The organism is Bradyrhizobium tropiciagri (assembly GCF_018130545.1).
Classification (GTDB): domain Bacteria; phylum Pseudomonadota; class Alphaproteobacteria; order Rhizobiales; family Xanthobacteraceae; genus Bradyrhizobium; species Bradyrhizobium tropiciagri_A.
Genome location: NZ_JAFCKF010000009.1, coordinates 368502 through 384671, shown reverse-complemented (window position 1 = coordinate 384671; position 16170 = coordinate 368502). Strand labels below are relative to the sequence as shown.

Annotated in this window: 14 protein-coding genes; 4 read left to right on the top strand and 10 right to left on the bottom strand. The window is 63.8% G+C overall.

Going from position 1 to position 16170, the window contains the following annotated elements; genetic code table 11:
• Positions 1-215 precede the first annotated feature (215 nt).
• Both JQ616_RS33710 and JQ616_RS33705 read right to left on the bottom strand, forming a co-directional pair.
• Positions 216-1778: a 2-isopropylmalate synthase gene (locus JQ616_RS33710; RefSeq protein ID WP_212022340.1), complete on the bottom strand. Its 1563-nt coding sequence runs from the start codon at positions 1776-1778 to the stop codon at positions 216-218.
• A gap of 427 nt (positions 1779-2205) precedes the next feature.
• Complete coding sequence (locus JQ616_RS33705; protein WP_212022338.1) at positions 2206-2775, bottom strand: bifunctional transcriptional activator/DNA repair enzyme AdaA; 570 nt, start codon at positions 2773-2775, stop codon at positions 2206-2208.
• 138 nt (positions 2776-2913) lie between these two features.
• Between JQ616_RS33705 and JQ616_RS33700 the strand changes: the two genes are divergently transcribed.
• Positions 2914-3339 carry a nuclear transport factor 2 family protein gene (locus JQ616_RS33700; protein WP_212022336.1) on the top strand — a complete coding sequence of 142 codons (426 nt, stop codon included), beginning with the start codon at positions 2914-2916 and terminating at the stop codon, positions 3337-3339.
• Between the two features lie 342 nt (positions 3340-3681).
• Entirely contained in the window at positions 3682-5880 is a 2199-nt protein-coding gene (locus JQ616_RS33695) for a hypothetical protein (RefSeq protein ID WP_212022334.1), read from the top strand.
• 152 nt (positions 5881-6032) lie between these two features.
• Here the strand turns inward: JQ616_RS33695 and JQ616_RS33690 are convergent, their stop codons facing one another.
• From JQ616_RS33690 to JQ616_RS33655, 8 genes are all read right to left on the bottom strand, one after another.
• On the bottom strand, positions 6033-6974 hold the full coding sequence (locus JQ616_RS33690) for a polyphosphate kinase 2 family protein (RefSeq protein ID WP_212022332.1): 942 nt from the start codon (positions 6972-6974) through the stop codon (positions 6033-6035).
• Positions 6940-7950, bottom strand: coding sequence for a branched-chain amino acid ABC transporter permease (locus tag JQ616_RS33685; RefSeq protein ID WP_212022330.1), 1011 nt, complete (start codon positions 7948-7950; stop codon positions 6940-6942). Before JQ616_RS33685 ends, JQ616_RS33690 begins: the two co-directional genes overlap by 35 nt.
• Complete coding sequence (locus tag JQ616_RS33680) at positions 7947-8828, bottom strand: branched-chain amino acid ABC transporter permease (protein ID WP_212022328.1); 882 nt, start codon at positions 8826-8828, stop codon at positions 7947-7949. Before JQ616_RS33680 ends, JQ616_RS33685 begins: the two co-directional genes overlap by 4 nt.
• Positions 8829-8830: 2 nt before the next feature.
• Complete coding sequence (locus JQ616_RS33675) at positions 8831-9535, bottom strand: ABC transporter ATP-binding protein (RefSeq protein ID WP_212022431.1); 705 nt, start codon at positions 9533-9535, stop codon at positions 8831-8833.
• 5 nt (positions 9536-9540) lie between these two features.
• A complete protein-coding gene (locus JQ616_RS33670) occupies positions 9541-10314 on the bottom strand; it encodes an ABC transporter ATP-binding protein (RefSeq protein ID WP_212022326.1) in 774 nt (257 codons plus the stop codon).
• Positions 10315-10337: 23 nt separating this feature from the next.
• Positions 10338-11648, bottom strand: a complete 1311-nt coding sequence (locus tag JQ616_RS33665) for an ABC transporter substrate-binding protein (protein WP_212022324.1) — start codon at positions 11646-11648, stop codon at positions 10338-10340.
• A gap of 191 nt (positions 11649-11839) precedes the next feature.
• Complete coding sequence (locus tag JQ616_RS33660; RefSeq protein ID WP_212022322.1) at positions 11840-12541, bottom strand: NUDIX hydrolase; 702 nt, start codon at positions 12539-12541, stop codon at positions 11840-11842.
• A gap of 64 nt (positions 12542-12605) precedes the next feature.
• The gene (locus tag JQ616_RS33655) at positions 12606-13631 is read right to left on the bottom strand and encodes an ABC transporter substrate-binding protein (protein WP_212022320.1); all 1026 of its coding nucleotides are present in this window, start codon (positions 13629-13631) and stop codon (positions 12606-12608) included.
• 169 nt (positions 13632-13800) lie between these two features.
• On the opposite strand from JQ616_RS33655, the gene JQ616_RS33650 reads away from it, so the two are divergent.
• Both JQ616_RS33650 and JQ616_RS33645 read left to right on the top strand, forming a co-directional pair.
• Positions 13801-14250: a cupin domain-containing protein gene (locus tag JQ616_RS33650; RefSeq protein ID WP_212022318.1), complete on the top strand. Its 450-nt coding sequence runs from the start codon at positions 13801-13803 to the stop codon at positions 14248-14250.
• 463 nt (positions 14251-14713) lie between these two features.
• A complete protein-coding gene (locus JQ616_RS33645) occupies positions 14714-16039 on the top strand; it encodes a 4Fe-4S binding protein (RefSeq protein WP_212022316.1) in 1326 nt (441 codons plus the stop codon).
• Positions 16040-16170 lie beyond the last annotated feature (131 nt).

Sequence of the window (16170 nt, the reverse complement as noted above, 5' to 3'; positions counted from 1 at the left end):
GTGCCATCACTCTTCGTTTCAGTGCTCCAAATTGAGACCATCGAAAATCAGGAATGTAGGACGGGTTAGCGAAGCGTAATCCGCCATCTTCGGTCCGCGCAACGGGCGGCGGGTTACGGCTGCGCCTAACCCGCCCTACGATCTGCAATCTGTGTCCAAACGAAAAACGCGGCGCCGGGGCGCCGCGTCTCCGAATGCGTTGATCGAATGAACCGTCAGCCCGCGACCTTCGAGGCCGGGACGTCGCGCTGGCGCTTCATCACGATCTTGTTCAGGGCGCCGAGATAGGCCTTGGCGGACGCGACCAGGGTGTCCGGATCGGCGGCGCGCGCGGTCATCGAGCGGCCCTCATGCGCGAGACGCACCGAGACTTCGGCCTGCGCGTCGGTGCCTTCGGTCACCGCGTGGACCTGATACAGCTCCAGCTTGGCTTCGTGCGGCACAAGCCGCTTGATGCAGTTGAACACGGCATCGACCGGGCCGTTGCCCTCGGCTTCCTCGATCTTGATCTGGCCGTCGACGTCGAGCTTCATGGTCGCGCGCTGCGGGCCATGGGTGCCGGCGATCACGGTCAGCGAGGTCAGCTTGATGCGGTCGTGCGCGGCCGCCATCTCCTGGTCGACCAGCGCCTCGATGTCCTCGTCGTAGATATCCTTCTTGCGGTCGGCCAGCGCCTTCATTCGCGTAAAGGCATCCTCCAGCTGGTTGGCGCCGAGCTTGTAGCCCATCTCCTCCAGCTTGTGGATGAAGGCGTGGCGGCCGGAATGCTTGCCGAGCACCAGCGAGGACTGCTTCAGGCCGACCATCTCCGGCCGCATGATCTCGTAGGTCGAGGCGTCCTTCAGCACACCGTCCTGATGGATGCCGCTCTCATGGGCGAAGGCGTTACGGCCGACGATCGCCTTGTTGTATTGCACCGGGAACGAGGTCGCGGCGGAGACCACCTTCGAGGCGCGGGTCAGCTGCGTGGTGTCGATCTTGTTCCAGTACGGAAACTTGTCGTTCCGCACATTGATCGCCATCACGATCTCTTCCAGCGCGGCATTGCCGGCACGCTCGCCGATGCCGTTGACGGTGCACTCGACTTGCCGCGCGCCGCCGACGATGCCGGCCAGCGAGTTTGCGACCGCCATGCCGAGGTCGTTGTGGCAGTGCACCGAGAAGATCGCCTTGTCGGAGTTCGGCACCCGCTCGATCAAGGTCCGCATGAAGTGGGTGTATTCCTCCGGCACGGTATAGCCGACGGTGTCGGGGATGTTCACCGTGGTGGCGCCGGCCTTGATGACGGCTTCGACGATCCGGCACAGATAGTCCATCTCGCTGCGGGTGCCGTCCTCGGCCGACCATTCGACGTCGTCGATCTGGTTGCGGGCGCGGGCGACCATCGCGACCGAGGTCTCGATGACCTCCTCGGGGGTCTTGTTCAACTTCACCCGCATATGCAGCGGCGAGGTCGCGATCACGGTGTGGACGCGGCCGCGGCGGGCGAACTTCACGGCTTCGGCGCAGCGGTCGATGTCGGCCGGATGGGCGCGGGACAGGCCCGCGATCACCGAGTTCTTGGAGCGGCGGGCGATCTCGCTGACCGCCTGGAAGTCACCTTCCGAGGTGATCGGGAAGCCGGCCTCGATGACGTCGACGCCCATATCATCCAGCAACTCGGCGACCTCGAGCTTCTCCTCGAAGGTCATGGTGGCGCCGGGGCACTGCTCGCCGTCGCGCAAGGTGGTGTCGAAAATGATGACGCGGTCCTTCTCGGACTTATCAGCGGTGGCCATGTCAGAAATTCCTTTGAGCTTTTGCGCCCGTCAGTTGCTGCTTTGAGCGATTGGTTGGGCGATTATCAGGGTCCGGTGATCTCGTACAAACCCCTGAGTGCCCAGGCGCAGACGCCCAGCCGGCCCTCAGGGGCAGGTAAGAAGCAGGCCGCCAATAAGCAGGGTGGGCGTTCCGGCCGGGATCGTGGCGGTAGCCTCGGCCACCTCCCCCGAAATCCCATCAATTTGGCCGCGAATCAGCATTGCCAGACCCTGTTGAGCGCCAAAATCCTCGGTCAAAACCATTGACGGTTGGTTGCCGGGAAGCGCTTAGGCGGTCGTTCTAGACGATTATGGCAAGCTGCCGCAATGGGTAAAGATGGTCAGCGGGGTTGACCTAATGCGGCAGCATGGCTCGGGCACCCGCAAGAACGCTCCGTTCGGCCCCTCACCTCCGTCCGCGCGAAGACGCGCGCAAGCTGGACGGCGAGCGGCCGTAGAGGGTGGCGAAGGCGGCATTGAAGCGGCGGACGCTGCCGAAACCGGCGCGGAAGGCGATCTCGGTCATCGCGTCATCGGTGGTGTCGATCAGGCGCTTGGCGCGCTGGACGCGGCGAGTGGTCGCGACCTGCTGCGGGCTGGCGCCGACATGGCGCTCGAACAGCCGCGCCAGATGGCGCGTCGTGATGCCGAGCCGGTCGGCCAGCGCTGCAACTGAGCCGCGCTCGAGCGCGCCGCCGTCGATCAGCTTCAGCGCACGCGCAACCGTGGAGCGGGTGCCGTTCCATGCCGGACAGAACGGCGCGGTTTCGGGACGGCAGCGCAGGCAGGGCCGATAGCCCGCCGCCTCGGCCGCGGCGGCGGTCGGATAGTAGGTGACGTTGCGCGGCAATGGATGCTTCACCGGACAGACCGGGCGGCAATAGATCCGCGTCGTCTTCACCGCGGTGAAGAAGCGGCCGTCATAGCGCGCGTCGCGCCGCAGCCGTGCGGCGTTGCAGACCTCGAAGCTGAGCATGGCCGGACACTAGCGCATCATACGATCAGGAAAAGTGGCCGGCGGTGATGAGGTCCGATTCCGGCCAGCACGCGGTACCGCACTGACCTAGATCGAACCGATCGATCAACCCCGCATCCATCCCCTAGAGACATCGCAATGCCCAGCCCCACCGCAAAGGAAATTGTCCTCAATGCCTGGCAGACTTTCAGGACCCGCGACGCCAGTCAGATCGCCGCATTGTTCGCGCCGGATGCCGAATGGATCGCACCGGCGCGCAACGCCACCGCGGTCGCGCTCGATCACACCGATCACATGGTCGGCGCGGATGCGATTGCCCACTTTATCTCGACCGAGATGCACCGCCTGTTCTCCGAGATCGACATCGCATTCCGCGCGGTTCACGCCGACGGCAACAACGTGATCGTCGAGGAGCGCATGCGCGCGACGCTGCCGGGCGGCCGCGCTTACGACAACGACTATTGCTTCGTATTCGTGGTCGAGGACGGCCGCATCAAGCAGGTGCGGGAATACATGGACACGCGCAAGGGCTGGCAGATGGTGTTCGGCGAAGCTGCGGCGTGACGATCGCAATCTGACAGCAATACTCTGGCACCCCTCTCTGCCCACAATCGCGCGAGAACGGAAGAGTTTCCGTTCCCCTTGTGGGGAGGGAACCGAAGGGGTGCGTCCCTCGTATGCCCTGCCCTCGTCATCCCCGTCGCTCTTCGCATGGACGCATGAATGCTCCGGGCAAGCCTCGGCGTGAGCCTCTCGCGAGCTAAACCTATCATACACCATGGCGCCATTCGCGTCGTCGCCGCCGACAACCAAGGCGCGTGCGCCTGGGTAAATCAATCTTTGCTCAACACGTTGAATCTAGTCTGCCGTCGCTTCAGCGATGATGGTTAAGGAGATATGGGGATCATGCCCGCGACGAAAATGGCCGAAGGGCTCAATCAGCGACAAGTCGGCCTCAATCTCTTCCTCGTCGGATTCCTGATCCTGTTCCTCGAACTGGCCTGCATCCGCTGGTTCTCGGCCAAGGTCGTCTTCCTTCAGTTCTTCACCAACGTCGTTCTGCTCGCGTCCTTTCTCGGCATGTCCTGCGGCTGCCTTGCCGCACGTCGCAGCACCAACTGGCTTGCGCTGTTTCCGGGCCTCGTGCTGCTGACATTTGCCGCGGTCTTCTTGATCATGGCGGCGTATTCCAACTGGGGCGGGCTCGCGGTCGATGTCGGCCACCAGGCTTCGCCGCAGGAGGTGTTCTTCGGCACCGAGGTTCGAAACCCCGATCTCGCCCAATTCGTCGTGCCGATCGAGGCGATCGCCGGGCTGTTCTTCGTGCTGATCGCGTTGATGTTCGTCGGCCTCGGCCAGACGCTCGGCCGCGCCTTCGACGCCTACCCCAACCGCGTTGCCGGCTACTCCCTGAACATCGGCGGCAGCCTCGCCGGCATCGTCGGATTCTCGCTGCTATCGTTCGCGCAGGCGCCGCCGGCGGTCTGGTTCCTGGTCAGCTTCGGCGGGATCGCCTACCTGCTCTATCAGGACAAGGGCCTGTCGATCATGCGTCTCGCGACGCTCGTCATCGTGCTGGCCTTTACCGGGCTTTACACTGGCGTCGACAATTCCGACGTCCATGAATTCCGCTGGTCGCCGTACTACGCGGTCGACCTGAACAAATCGAACGACGAAATCACCGTCAACAATATCGGCCATCAGGCAATGATGCCGTTCGCCGAACGTGGCTCCTCCTATTCGCTGATCCATCTGCTGCAGAAGCACAGCGGCGGCGCGCCGTTCAAGGACGTCATGGTGATCGGCGCCGGCTCCGGCAACGACCTGGCGCACGCATTGCGCTTCGGTGTCGAGCGCATCGATGCGGTCGAGATCGATCCCGTGATCCAGAACATCGGCATCAACCGTCACCCCGACAAGCCCTATCAGGACCCGCGGGTGGTGCCGCATCTCGATGACGGCCGGCACTTCCTGCGCACCACCGACCGCAAATACGATCTGGTGATCTACGCGCTGGTCGACTCGCTGATCCTGCACAGCGGCTACGCCAACATCCGCCTGGAAAGCTATCTGTTCACCGAGCAGGCGTTCCAGGACGTCCGCCGCGTGCTGAAGCAGGACGGCATCTTCGTGATGTATAATTACTACCGGCAGGGCTGGATCGTGCAGCGCGTGGCCGAGATGGCCAAGCAGGTGTTCGGCTGCGATCCGCTAGTGCTGCCGCTGCCCTACAAGGAGACGCTGACCTCGTCGGAGACGGTCGGCTTCACGACCATCATCGCGGGCTGCAATCCGCGCATCTCCACCGCATTCCGCGACCACGGCAAGTTCTGGCTGAACAGCGTGCCGCCGGAGAACCTGGCAATCGACGGCTTCGACAAGCCGCAAGACAAGGCACCATCCGCGCGCGGCGACTGGGTGCCGCTGGCGCCGGCAAAGCTCGTGGTCGACAATGAAGGCGCCAAGCAATCGACCAGCGACGACTGGCCGTTCCTCTATGTCAGCGGACGGCTGATCCCCGACCTGACCGTTCGCTCGATGATCCTGCTCGGCGTGCTCGGGCTTGGCCTCGTCTATTTGTTCAAGCCGAAGGGCGCCTGGCGGCCCAACAGCCGGATGTTCTTCCTCGGCGCCGCGTTCATGCTGCTGGAAACCAAGGCGGTGGTGCAGATGGCGCTGCTGTTCGGCAGCACCTGGCTGGTGAACTCTGCGGTGTTCTTCACCGCGCTGCTGTTGATCCTCGCGGCCAATCTCTATGTGATCAAGGTGCCGTCGACACGACTGGCGCGGCATTATGCCGGGCTGTTGCTGCTGCTGGCAGTCTCGGTGCTGGTGCCGCTCGACACGTTCCTCAGCGGCGGCATCGTCTGGCGCTACGTCATCCCGTGCGCGCTGGCGCTCGGCCCGATGTTCTTCGCCGGTGTGATCTTCGCCCGCACCTTCCGCGACGAAGCCAATCCCGACCAGGCGTTCGGGTCCAACATCGCCGGATCGGTGATCGGCGGCCTCGCCGAGTCGTGTTCGACTTTGCTCGGCTTCCGCTATCTCCTGCTCGTCGCGATCGGCTTCTATCTGCTGTCGGCCTGGATGCCGTCGCGCAAGTAGCTACCACGACACGAACGGCAGGCCGCGCGCGAGTAAGGGACGCACCGGCCACAGGGTTCCCTCCCCCCTTGCGGGGGAGGGAGCCTAACGAGCGTACTCACCTGACGGAATTGGCAGCGCGCGAGAAAAGCGGGCAACTACCCTTTTGCGGCTTACTTCTTCGCCGGCGCCTTCTTCGCCGCCGCGCCCTTGCCTTCCGCTTCCAGTGCATCGCGAATGCGCTTGAATTCGCTCAACTCGGCTTTGTCGACTTCGGGGAATTTCAGGTCGAGCTTGTCGAGTGCATTGACGATGGTCGAGCCGATCACAACGCGGGCGAACCATTTGTGATCGGCCGGCACGATGTGCCAGGGCGCGTCCTTGGCCGCGGTGTGGTGGATCATGTCCTGATAGGCGGCCTGGTATTTGGCCCACAGCTGCCGCTCGGAAATGTCGGCCATGGAGAACTTCCAGTTCTTCGCCGGCTCCTCGAGCCGGTCGAGAAAGCGCTGGCGCTGCTCGTCCTTGGAGACGTGCAGGAAGAATTTCAGGATCATGGTGCCGTTGCGCGACAGATAGCGCTCGATCGCTGAGATGTCCTCGAAGCGCTCGCGCCAGATATTCTTGGTCACGAGCTTCTTCGGGATCTTCTGCTTGGCGAGCACGCCCTCGTGTACGCGTACCACCAGGCATTCCTCGTAATAGGAGCGGTTGAAGATGCCGATGCGGCCGCGCTCCGGCAGCGCGATCATGGCGCGCCACATATAGTCGTGGTCGAGTTCCCGGCTCGAGGGCTGCTTGAACGAGGAGACCTCGCAGCCCTGCGGGTTGACGCCCTCGAACACGCTCTTGATCGCCGAGTCCTTGCCGGCTGCGTCCATGCCCTGGAAGATCAGCAGCAGCGACCAGCGGTCCTGGGCGTAGAGCTTCTCCTGGAAGTCGCTGAGCCGCTTGCGGTTGGCCTCGATGATCTTGCTGCCGGCGTCCTTGTCGATGCCGCCCTTCTCGGCGGTCGGATATGACCTCAGGTGAAATTCACCCGATCCGTCGAAGCGGAACGGCGCGACGTAGGGCTTCAGTTCATCGGCGAGCGATGGGGACGGTTTGTTGCTCATGGCCTCTCGACGGCTTGCGTGGCGATTTGATCCGGTCGATCACGCTACCAAGAATGCCCTTGGGCAGGAAGATGATGAACAGCACCAGCAGCACGCCATAGACCAGATTGTCCCAGCCGACCGCCTTGGTGCCGAACGAGATCCGCAGCACCTCGGCCAGTACGATGGTGATGACGGCACCGACTGTCGGCCCCAGCGCGACATAGACGCCGCCGACGATCGCCGCAAATACCATCTGGAGCGACACCGCGATGCCGCTCACCGTGTCGGGCGAGATGAACATCTGGTACTGGCAGTACAGCGCGCCGGCCAGCGCGGTCATCAGTGCGCTGATCAGGGTGATCTTGAGCTTCTCGGCGGTGACGTTGACGCCGGCCGCGGCCGCAGCGTCCTCGTCCTCCGAGATCGCCTCCATGGCGTGGCGGATCATGCTGCGGTCGATCGCGCGCCAGATCACCAACCCTGCGGCCCAGACCACAAGCGCGATCAGGTACCAGGTGGTCTTGTCGTCGAATTGCAGCGCGAACAGCCCCTTGCCGCTCGGCGCGCGCTGCGGCGTGTAGCCGAGCGAGCCGCCGGTATAGTCGCGGGTCGCGGTGATGACCTGCAGCACGATGCCGGACAGAGCCAAGGTCACCAGCACGAAATAATGCCCGGTGATACGGAAGCGGAAGCAGGGATAGGCCACGATCAGCGCGAGCACACCCGCGGTCGCCATGCTCAGGGGGATGCCGATCCAGGGCGAGACGCCGAGGTGGTTCCAGAGCAACGCGGTGACATAGGCACCGATGCCCATGAAGCCGCCATGGCCGAGCGAGACCAGGCCGAAACGGCCCATGATCGACCACGAGGTGTAGGCGAACGACCAGATCAGGATCAGCACCAGCACGTGCAGATGATAGGGATCGCGATGCACGAACGGCAGCGCGACCAGCGCAAGCAGCGCAACGATCCAGCCAGCGGCCTGCCTGTTCACGAGCGCCTCGCCAGCAGGCCCGCGGGCCGGATGAACATCATGACGATGAAGAACGCGAACGCCAGCACGTAGCCCCATTCGAGATCGGAGAACAGGCCGCCGAGCGAGATGATCTCGGCGAACACGAAGGCGGCGATGAAGCCGCCGATGAAATTGCCGAGCCCGCCGAGCACGCAGATCAGGAAGGTGATCGGCCCGAACGACAGGCCAACGAACGGATGCACGTCATATTGCAGCACCAGGAGGCAAGCCGCGAGCCCGGCGAGGCCGCCGCCGATCGCCGAGGTGACCAGGTAGATGCGTTTGGGGTCGACGCCCATCAGCGGCATGATCTGGCGGTCCTGGGCGATGGCGCGGATCGCAGTGCCGGTAAAGGTGCGGGTCAGGAACAGATAGACGCCGATCATGCCGACCAGCGCAGCGCCGAACGACAATAGTCGCGCGTAGCTGAAATTCATCTCGCCGAGCGCCAGCACCGGCAGGCGGATGCCGAGATTGCGGAAGTCGATGCCGAAGGCGACGGTCGCAAAGCTCTGCAGGATGAACAGCACGCCGCCGGTGGCGAGCAGCTGGTTGATCGGCGGCGCAGTCAGCAGCGGCGCGATCACCAGGAAATGCAGCGCGGCCCCTAACAAGGCCACCAGCAGGATGACCAGCGGCGCGGCAGCCCAGTACGGCAAATGGAACACCTGCACGAGGTAGTACATGCCGTACATCCCGATCATCACCAGCTCGGCGTAGCAGATCCAGGTGACGTCGATGACGCCGAAGATCAGGTTCAGCCCGAGCGCCAGCAGCGCCAGCACGCCACCGAGCAGGATGCCGTTGATGACGGCCTCCAGCAGGTAGATGTCGAAGATGTTGAGGAAGGATTGCATGCTCACACCCCGAGATAGGCCTGCTTGATAGTGTCGCTCGCCGCGAGCTCCGCCGCTGTGCCGGCGGCGCGGATGCTGCCGGCTTCCAGCAGATAGGCGCGGTCGACCACGCGCAGCACCTGCTGCACGTTCTGTTCGACGATCAAGACCGTCAGTCCCGAGGCGCGGATGCGCTTGACCAGCTCGAACACCTGCTGCACCACGACCGGCGCGAGCCCGGCCGAGGGCTCGTCGAGCAGCAGCAGCTTCGGGTTCGACATCAGCGCGCGGCCAATCGCGCACATCTGCTGCTCGCCGCCGGACATGGTGCCCGCCATCTGCTGCAATCGCTCCTTGAGCCGCGGGAACAGTTCGAACACGAACTCCAGCCGCTCGGCGTAATGCGCGCGGGCGCCCGGCATGTAGGCACCCATCTTCAGATTGTCGGCAACCGTGAGCCGCGGAAACAGCCGGCGATTTTCCGGAACATGCGCGATCCCGAGGCTGACGATGCGGTGCGGCGGCGTCGCGACGACGTCGGTGCCCTCCATCGCGATCGTGCCGCGGATCGGACGAATTAACCCGGAGATCACGCGCATCAAGGTGGTCTTGCCGGCGCCGTTCGGGCCGATCACACCGACCGCCTCGCCCGCTCTGACGTCGAGGCTGACGTCGAACAGCGCCTGGAAGCTGCCATAGCCCGCATCGATCGATTTCAGCTCCAGCATGCCGGTCACGCCCCGATCCGCCGGCGCGCTTGGGCTGCGGCCGCCGCCGCAAGGCTGGCGTCCGCATCGGTGCCGAGATAGACCTCGATCACCCGTGGATTGCCGGCGACATCGGCCGGCAGCCCCTCGGCGATCTTCTCGCCGTGATCGAGCACCATGACGCGATCGACCACGCGCATCAGCACGCCCATGATGTGCTCGACCCAGATGATGGTGATGCCGAGCTCGTCGCGGATCCGGCGCAGCATGTCGGCGGCCTGGTCCATCTCGGCCTCGTCGAGCCCGCCCAGGCTTTCATCGGCGAGCAGAAGCTTCGGCCCGGTCGCGAGCGCCTTTGCCAGCTCGAGCTTCTTCAAGCCGGCCGCGCCCAGGCCCTCGACGCTGCTGTGACGATCGGTCGGCAGCCCCACCATCGCCAGCGCGCGTTCGGCCGCCTCCTCGGCCTTGCTGCGGCTATGGCGGCCCTGGCCGTAGAAGCCGGCGAGCACGACGTTCTCGAAAATGCTCAAACGATGGAACGGCCGCGGGATCTGGAAGGTGCGCCCAATGCCGCCGACGATGATCCGGTGCGGCGCGAGACCCGCGATCTCTCGGCCGTCGAACAGGATCGAACCCTCGGTCGGCGGCAAGGTGCCCGACAGCATGTTGAAGATCGTGCTCTTGCCCGAGCCGTTCGGGCCGATCAGGCCGAGGATCTCGCCCTGCTCGACGCGGAACGAGACGTTGTTGACGGCACGAAAGCCGCCAAACCGCTTGACCAGGCCTTCCACGGCGAGCACGGCGGGTCCCCTTCGCGAGCCAGCTATTTATAGCTGTAGGTGGTGCCGGCCGGCAGCGGCAGCACGGTCTCGCGCTGCATCTGGCTCTTCGGCCACACCACATAGGATTTGTCGTCGATATATTGCAGCACCACCGGGAACGAGCGCGCGTTCTGCCCGGCGTACTGCTCGCCCTCGCCATAGAACTTCACGCCGTAGCCGAGCATGGTGCCGCCCTCGGGAATGTCGGTGTCGAGCGCGGCCTTGCGCAGCGCATCGGGATCGACGCCACCATACTTCTTGATCGCGCGCGGCAACACGTCGTCGAGGAACACATAGGCGTTGGCCGCGCCGATGCCGACATGCGCGGAGCGGATCGGCACGCCGGGCTTCAGCCGGTCAAATTCCTCGCCGACCATCTTGATGACCGGCGGCAGCTTCGGATCCATGTCCTTCTGGTTGGCAAGCCAGATCGAGATCGGGTCGGTGTTGAACAGATAATTGGCGTCGGCGCCGAGGCCTTCCTTCAGCTTCTCGTAGACGCCATAGCCCGCGCCATGGCCGACGATGGCGCCGAACTTCAGGCCCTGCTCACGCGCCTGGCGGAACAGCAGGGTGATGTCCGGATTGTAGCCCGTGTGAAAAATCACGTCAGGCTTGGCGCGCTTCAGCTTGGTCACCAGCGCCGACAGATCGGGCGCGGTCGCCGAATAGCCCTCCTTGAGCACGACGTTGAATCCGGCCTTCTTGGCGCCGGCCTCGTTGCCCTTGGCGACGTCGACGCCATAGGCGCCATCCTCATGGATGATCGCAACCCGCAGGTCCTTCGGCTCCTTGCCGAACTTGGACAGCGAATATTGCGCGATAAAGTCGGTCGTCATCATGCCGTACTGGTTGCCGGCGGCCTGCGGGCGGAACACATACTTGTAGTTCTTGCCGTCGAACACGCCCGAGGAGATGCAGGTCGTGATCCACATGAACTTCTTCATCTGGTCGACCCGGGCCGCCACCGGCACGCATTGCGCCGAGGAGAAGAAGCCCATCACCATGTCGACCTTTTCCTGCTCGAGCAGGCGGACGGCCTCGTTGATGGCGATGTCGGGCTTGCTCTGCGCGTCGGCGTAGACCGCCTCGACCTTGTAACCCTCGACGCCGGTCTTGGCGTAGTGGTCGAGCATGATCTTGACGCCGGTATATTGCAGCTCAGAGCCGCCACCGGCCAGCGGGCCGGTCAAATCGAAGATCACCCCGATCTTGATCTTCTTGTCCTGCGCCTGCGCGGCATGGGCAACGCCCAGCGCCGCAACCACGACAGACAGACCCGCGAGCCAGCGGGCAAGCCTCCTGACCGGCATGAATCCCTCCCCAGAGATTGTGCACTGCATTTTTTGTTATCGTGCCGCCCTATCACAGGGGGAGCCGCCGATGATGTCAAGCGCGATGGCTGCGTCGCCACGGCGCAGGCTTGCGCAAAGTTTCGGCGGGGTGATGCGCGGCCTCAGGGCGCGGACGACATCCGTACTTCCACTATTCCAACTACACGCCTCTACGCCGGCAGTTGCGTTTCGATGAACGCGGTGACGAAGCGCGGCATCGCGGGGGTGAGATCGGCGCGGCTGCGCACCAGATGGATGCCGGCGAGTTCGGGATTTTCCTGCCGTGCGAGATTAGCCTCGATCCGCGCGCGCAGGACGTCAGCTTGCATGTCGACGCGCAGAATCTGCATCATCGCAAGCGCAGGCCCGGTATAGATGCAATGCCAGTCGGCGTCGCCGCGGCAATCCGAGGGCAACAGCCCGGTCTCCTCCTCGAGCTCGCGCATCACGCTGCCGGCGATATCGACCGTGTCGCCCCTGATATCGTCGAGATCGGGCGTGCCGGATGGAAAATAGATCCGTCCGGCGTTCGCGGTCTGCGCGCCCATCACCCCGCAGACGAAGACGCCGTCGCTGGAGAGCAGCGCGCCCATGCCGAAACCGTTGAATATCCCCTTGTCCGGGAAACCCCAGTCGCGCCAGGCGAGGAAGCTTGCGAAATCGGTCTCGAAATAGTTCGCGCTGAGCCGCTCGCCGGCGAACACCGGATCGCGCCCGAGCAGCACGCGGCCGTTCCACAGGTTCGGGTTCAGCCGCTGCTCCTCGGCAAAATGCGCGTCGATTTCGCCGCGCCGCTGGTCCGCGAACGGCCAGGGACGCCGCTGCAAGGCGAGGTCGAGCGCGGTGACGCGACAAATGAGCGGAGACTGCATGTCTGTACCGCTCATTTGGGCATGATCTCTTCGCAAAACCGCTTCACACTTTTGCGGATCATGCCTACTTCGCGCTTCCGGTCGTCTTCTTGGCCTGATCGACGAACTTATTGGTGTAGGTCTTGGTGACGTCGATGCCGGCCTTTGCGACATCGGGCGAGCCCTCGCTGAACACGGCGAGCACGGCTTCGGCGCCCTTGGGGTCCATCTTGCCGGTTTCCGAGAACATCGGGATCGTGTTCTTGAGCGCGGCCAGATAGAGGTCCTTGTTCTTGCCGACGATCTCCTCCGGCATCTTGGCCATGATGTCTTCGGCGGAATGCGAATGGATCCAGGCGAGCGTCGCCATGATCGCATTGGTCAGTGCCTGGACCTCCTTCTCGTGGCCGTTGACCCAGGCCGCGGTCGAATAAAGCGCCCCGCCCGGATATTCGCCGCCGAACACCGCGAGCGTGTCATGCGCGGTGCGGGTGTCGCTGAGGATCTTGAGGTCCTTGTGAGTACCCTGCAGCACAGTGACGGAGGGATCGAGCATCACGGCAGCATCGATCTGGCCCTGCTCCATCGCGGCCACCGCAGTGGCGCCGAGGCCGACGCCGATCACGGCGGTGCCGGTTGGATCCAGGCCGTTCTTCTTCAACAGATATTTCAGGAAGAAGTCGGTCGAGGAGCCGGGCGCGCTGACGCCGACCTTCTTGCCGGCGAGATCCTTGATCGAGTTGATCTCGCCGGTGTGTTTGGGCGACACCACCAGCACGAGCCCGGGGTAGCGGTCATAGACGACGAAGGCCTGCAGCTCCTGCTTCTTGGCAGCGAGATTGACGCAGTGGTCGAAATAACCGGAGACGACGTCGGCGCTGCCGCCGAGCACGGCCTTGAGCGCATCGGAACCGCCCTTGAGGTCGACCAGCTCGACCGCAAGCCCGGCCTTGTCATATTCGCCAAGCTGCTTGGCCAGCACGGTGGGCAGATAGCACAGGCACGCGCCGCCCCCGACCGCGATGGTGATCTTGCTTTGCGCCGCGGCAAGGCCCGTGGACAGGGTCAGCGCCAGCAGCGTTCCGGCAAGCTTGCCAAGCCATTTGTTCATGACGTCCTCCGATCGAATTGACCGGCAAGATAGAGGAGCCGGCACGCCTTGAGAAGGCGACTTTCCGATAGCTGGTCAAGTCTGCCGCGGCGGCATAGCATCGCCGATACAACAAAACGCCGAAGAAGCACCAAGAATGCTTCAAGGCAGACATCAAGGGAGGTCTTTCATGAATCGGATTGCAACAGCGCTGTCGATTACTGCTGCCTTCGCCGCCGGCTGCGGCGTCACCCATCTGCTGCGGCCGGCACTCGCCGCCGAGAGCATCACCGCGCAGGTGATCCACACCGGTGAGATGGAGGGCGACAAGCTCGGCGACGCCAACAAGGCCGGCTTCCGCTCCAAGACGTTCGTCTCCGCCGACGGCGCCACCGTCTCGATCCAGGACGGCAATGTGCCGAAGCACATGCACCCCAACACCAACGAGATGCAGTTCATCCTGGAAGGCACCGGCACGGTCTGGCTCGGCGACAAGGAAGTGACGGTGAAGCCGGGCGATTTGATCGTGATCCCGAAGGGCACGCCGCATGGCGGCACCAAGCCGAACGGCCGTGCCTTCAAGGCCATCGCGATCAAGACGCCGCCGCAGGCGCCGGATGATACGAAACTGTTGGATTGATCCCGCTGCGTAGGGTGGGTTAGCCGGAGGCGTAACCCACCATCTTGGTCACGCAGAATTCGGCGGGTTACGCGGAGCCTGTCATCGGGCCGCGCTTCACGCGGACCCGTTGGCTACCCCCTACGGTTCTTCGCTCCTCGCAATGACCATGCTTCCAGAGGGAGACCACCTAAGTATCCCCGTCATCCTGAGGTGCGTGCCCAGTGGCGCTCTTGCGCGGCTGGGCGCGCCTCGAAGGATGAATCGGCCACAGCTTGGGCCGTGCATCCTTCGAGGCTCGCTCCGCTCGCACCTCAGGATGACGGGGCCGACTTCGTTGGGTCGTGCATGAGCGCCATCCGGGCATTTGCAAATCTCGTCGCATAACGTCAGTTCCATTACATGACGATCGTCAGATAATTCACTTGCCTCATCTCCGTTCGCTCCATAATATTATACTCGTCATTTTATAGAGGGCGGAACCATGAACCTCGACGACCACCCGACGGTCAGGGCTGTCCGGGCGCGCAGCAGCCAGCCCATCCACGATGCTCCGGTTTCATCTGATCTCATCAAGCAGATCGCGCGCAATTGCGGGGCGGACGACGTCGGCATCATCGAGTTCGAACGCGCGGCGGTCGCGCCGCAGCGTGACTTCATTCGCAAGGTCTACGGCCGGACGCGCGCCCTGCTCGCGATCGCCTGCCACATGAATCGCGAGCCTGTGCGCTCGCCGTCACGATCGGTCGCCAACGAGGAATTCCACAGCACCTACGATCACGTCAACGAAACCGCGCGCGCCATCGTTCGCGCGCTCGACGAGCACGGCATCCCGGCCTGCAACTCGGTCGCCGCGTTCCCGATGGAGATGGACTTACCGCGGATCATGATGGTCCAGCACAAGCCGATCGCGGTCGAGGCCGGGCTTGGGCGGATGGGAATCCATCGCAGCGTCATCCACCCGAAATTCGGCAGCTTCGTCCTGCTCGGCACCATCCTGCTCGGCTGCGAGGTCGACGCCCACGACCAGCCGATCGACTACAATCCCTGTCTGGAGTGCAAATTATGCGTCGCCGCCTGCCCGGTCGGCGCCATCAAGCCGGACGGCGGCTTCGATTTCCTGTCCTGCCACACCCACAATTATCACGACTTCCTCGGCAATTTCTCGCAGTGGGTCGAGAAGGTCGCGGACTCGAAAGATGCAAGGGATTATCGTGCCCGCGTGCCCCGCACCGAGACGATGAATATCTGGCAATCGCTGTCGTTCAAGCCGGGCTACAAGGCGGCCTATTGCATCTCGGCCTGCCCGGCCGGCGAAGATGTGATCGGGCCGTTCCTGAGCAATCGCGACGCGCATTTCGCCGATGTGGTGCAGCCGCTGATCGACAAGGACGAGTTCGTCTATGTGATCCCGGATACCGACGCCGAGGACACGGTGACGCGGCGCTTTCCGCACAAGAAGGTCCAGCAGGTCACGTCCGGCCGTCATACCGGCAGCATCCAGGCCTACATCTTTTCGCTCTCGCTCGGATTCCAGCGCGGCAGGGCGCGGGGCCTCGACCTTGTGACCCATCTGCGCTTCACCGGAGCAAGCGCGCTGGATATGACGGTCACGATCAAGGGCAAGGAGCTCCAGGTGGTGCCGGGGCGGCATGTCGGAGATGCGGCCCTGACCATCAGCGCCGACACCGAGGCATGGCTGCGCGTGCAGAACCGCGACCTCGACCTTGCCGACGCGTTGGCCGCTGGGCTGGTGAGCGTCAGCGATGAGAAATTGTTCGCGGCTTACATGCGGTGCTTCCCGCTCTGAGCCGAATGCTTCCTTGCGTAGGGCTGGTTAGGCGCAGCCGTAACCCGCCGCCAGTCGCGTGGACCGAAGATGGCGGGTTACGCGGAGCCTGTCATCGGGCCGCGCTTCGCGCGGACCCGTCGGCTAACCCG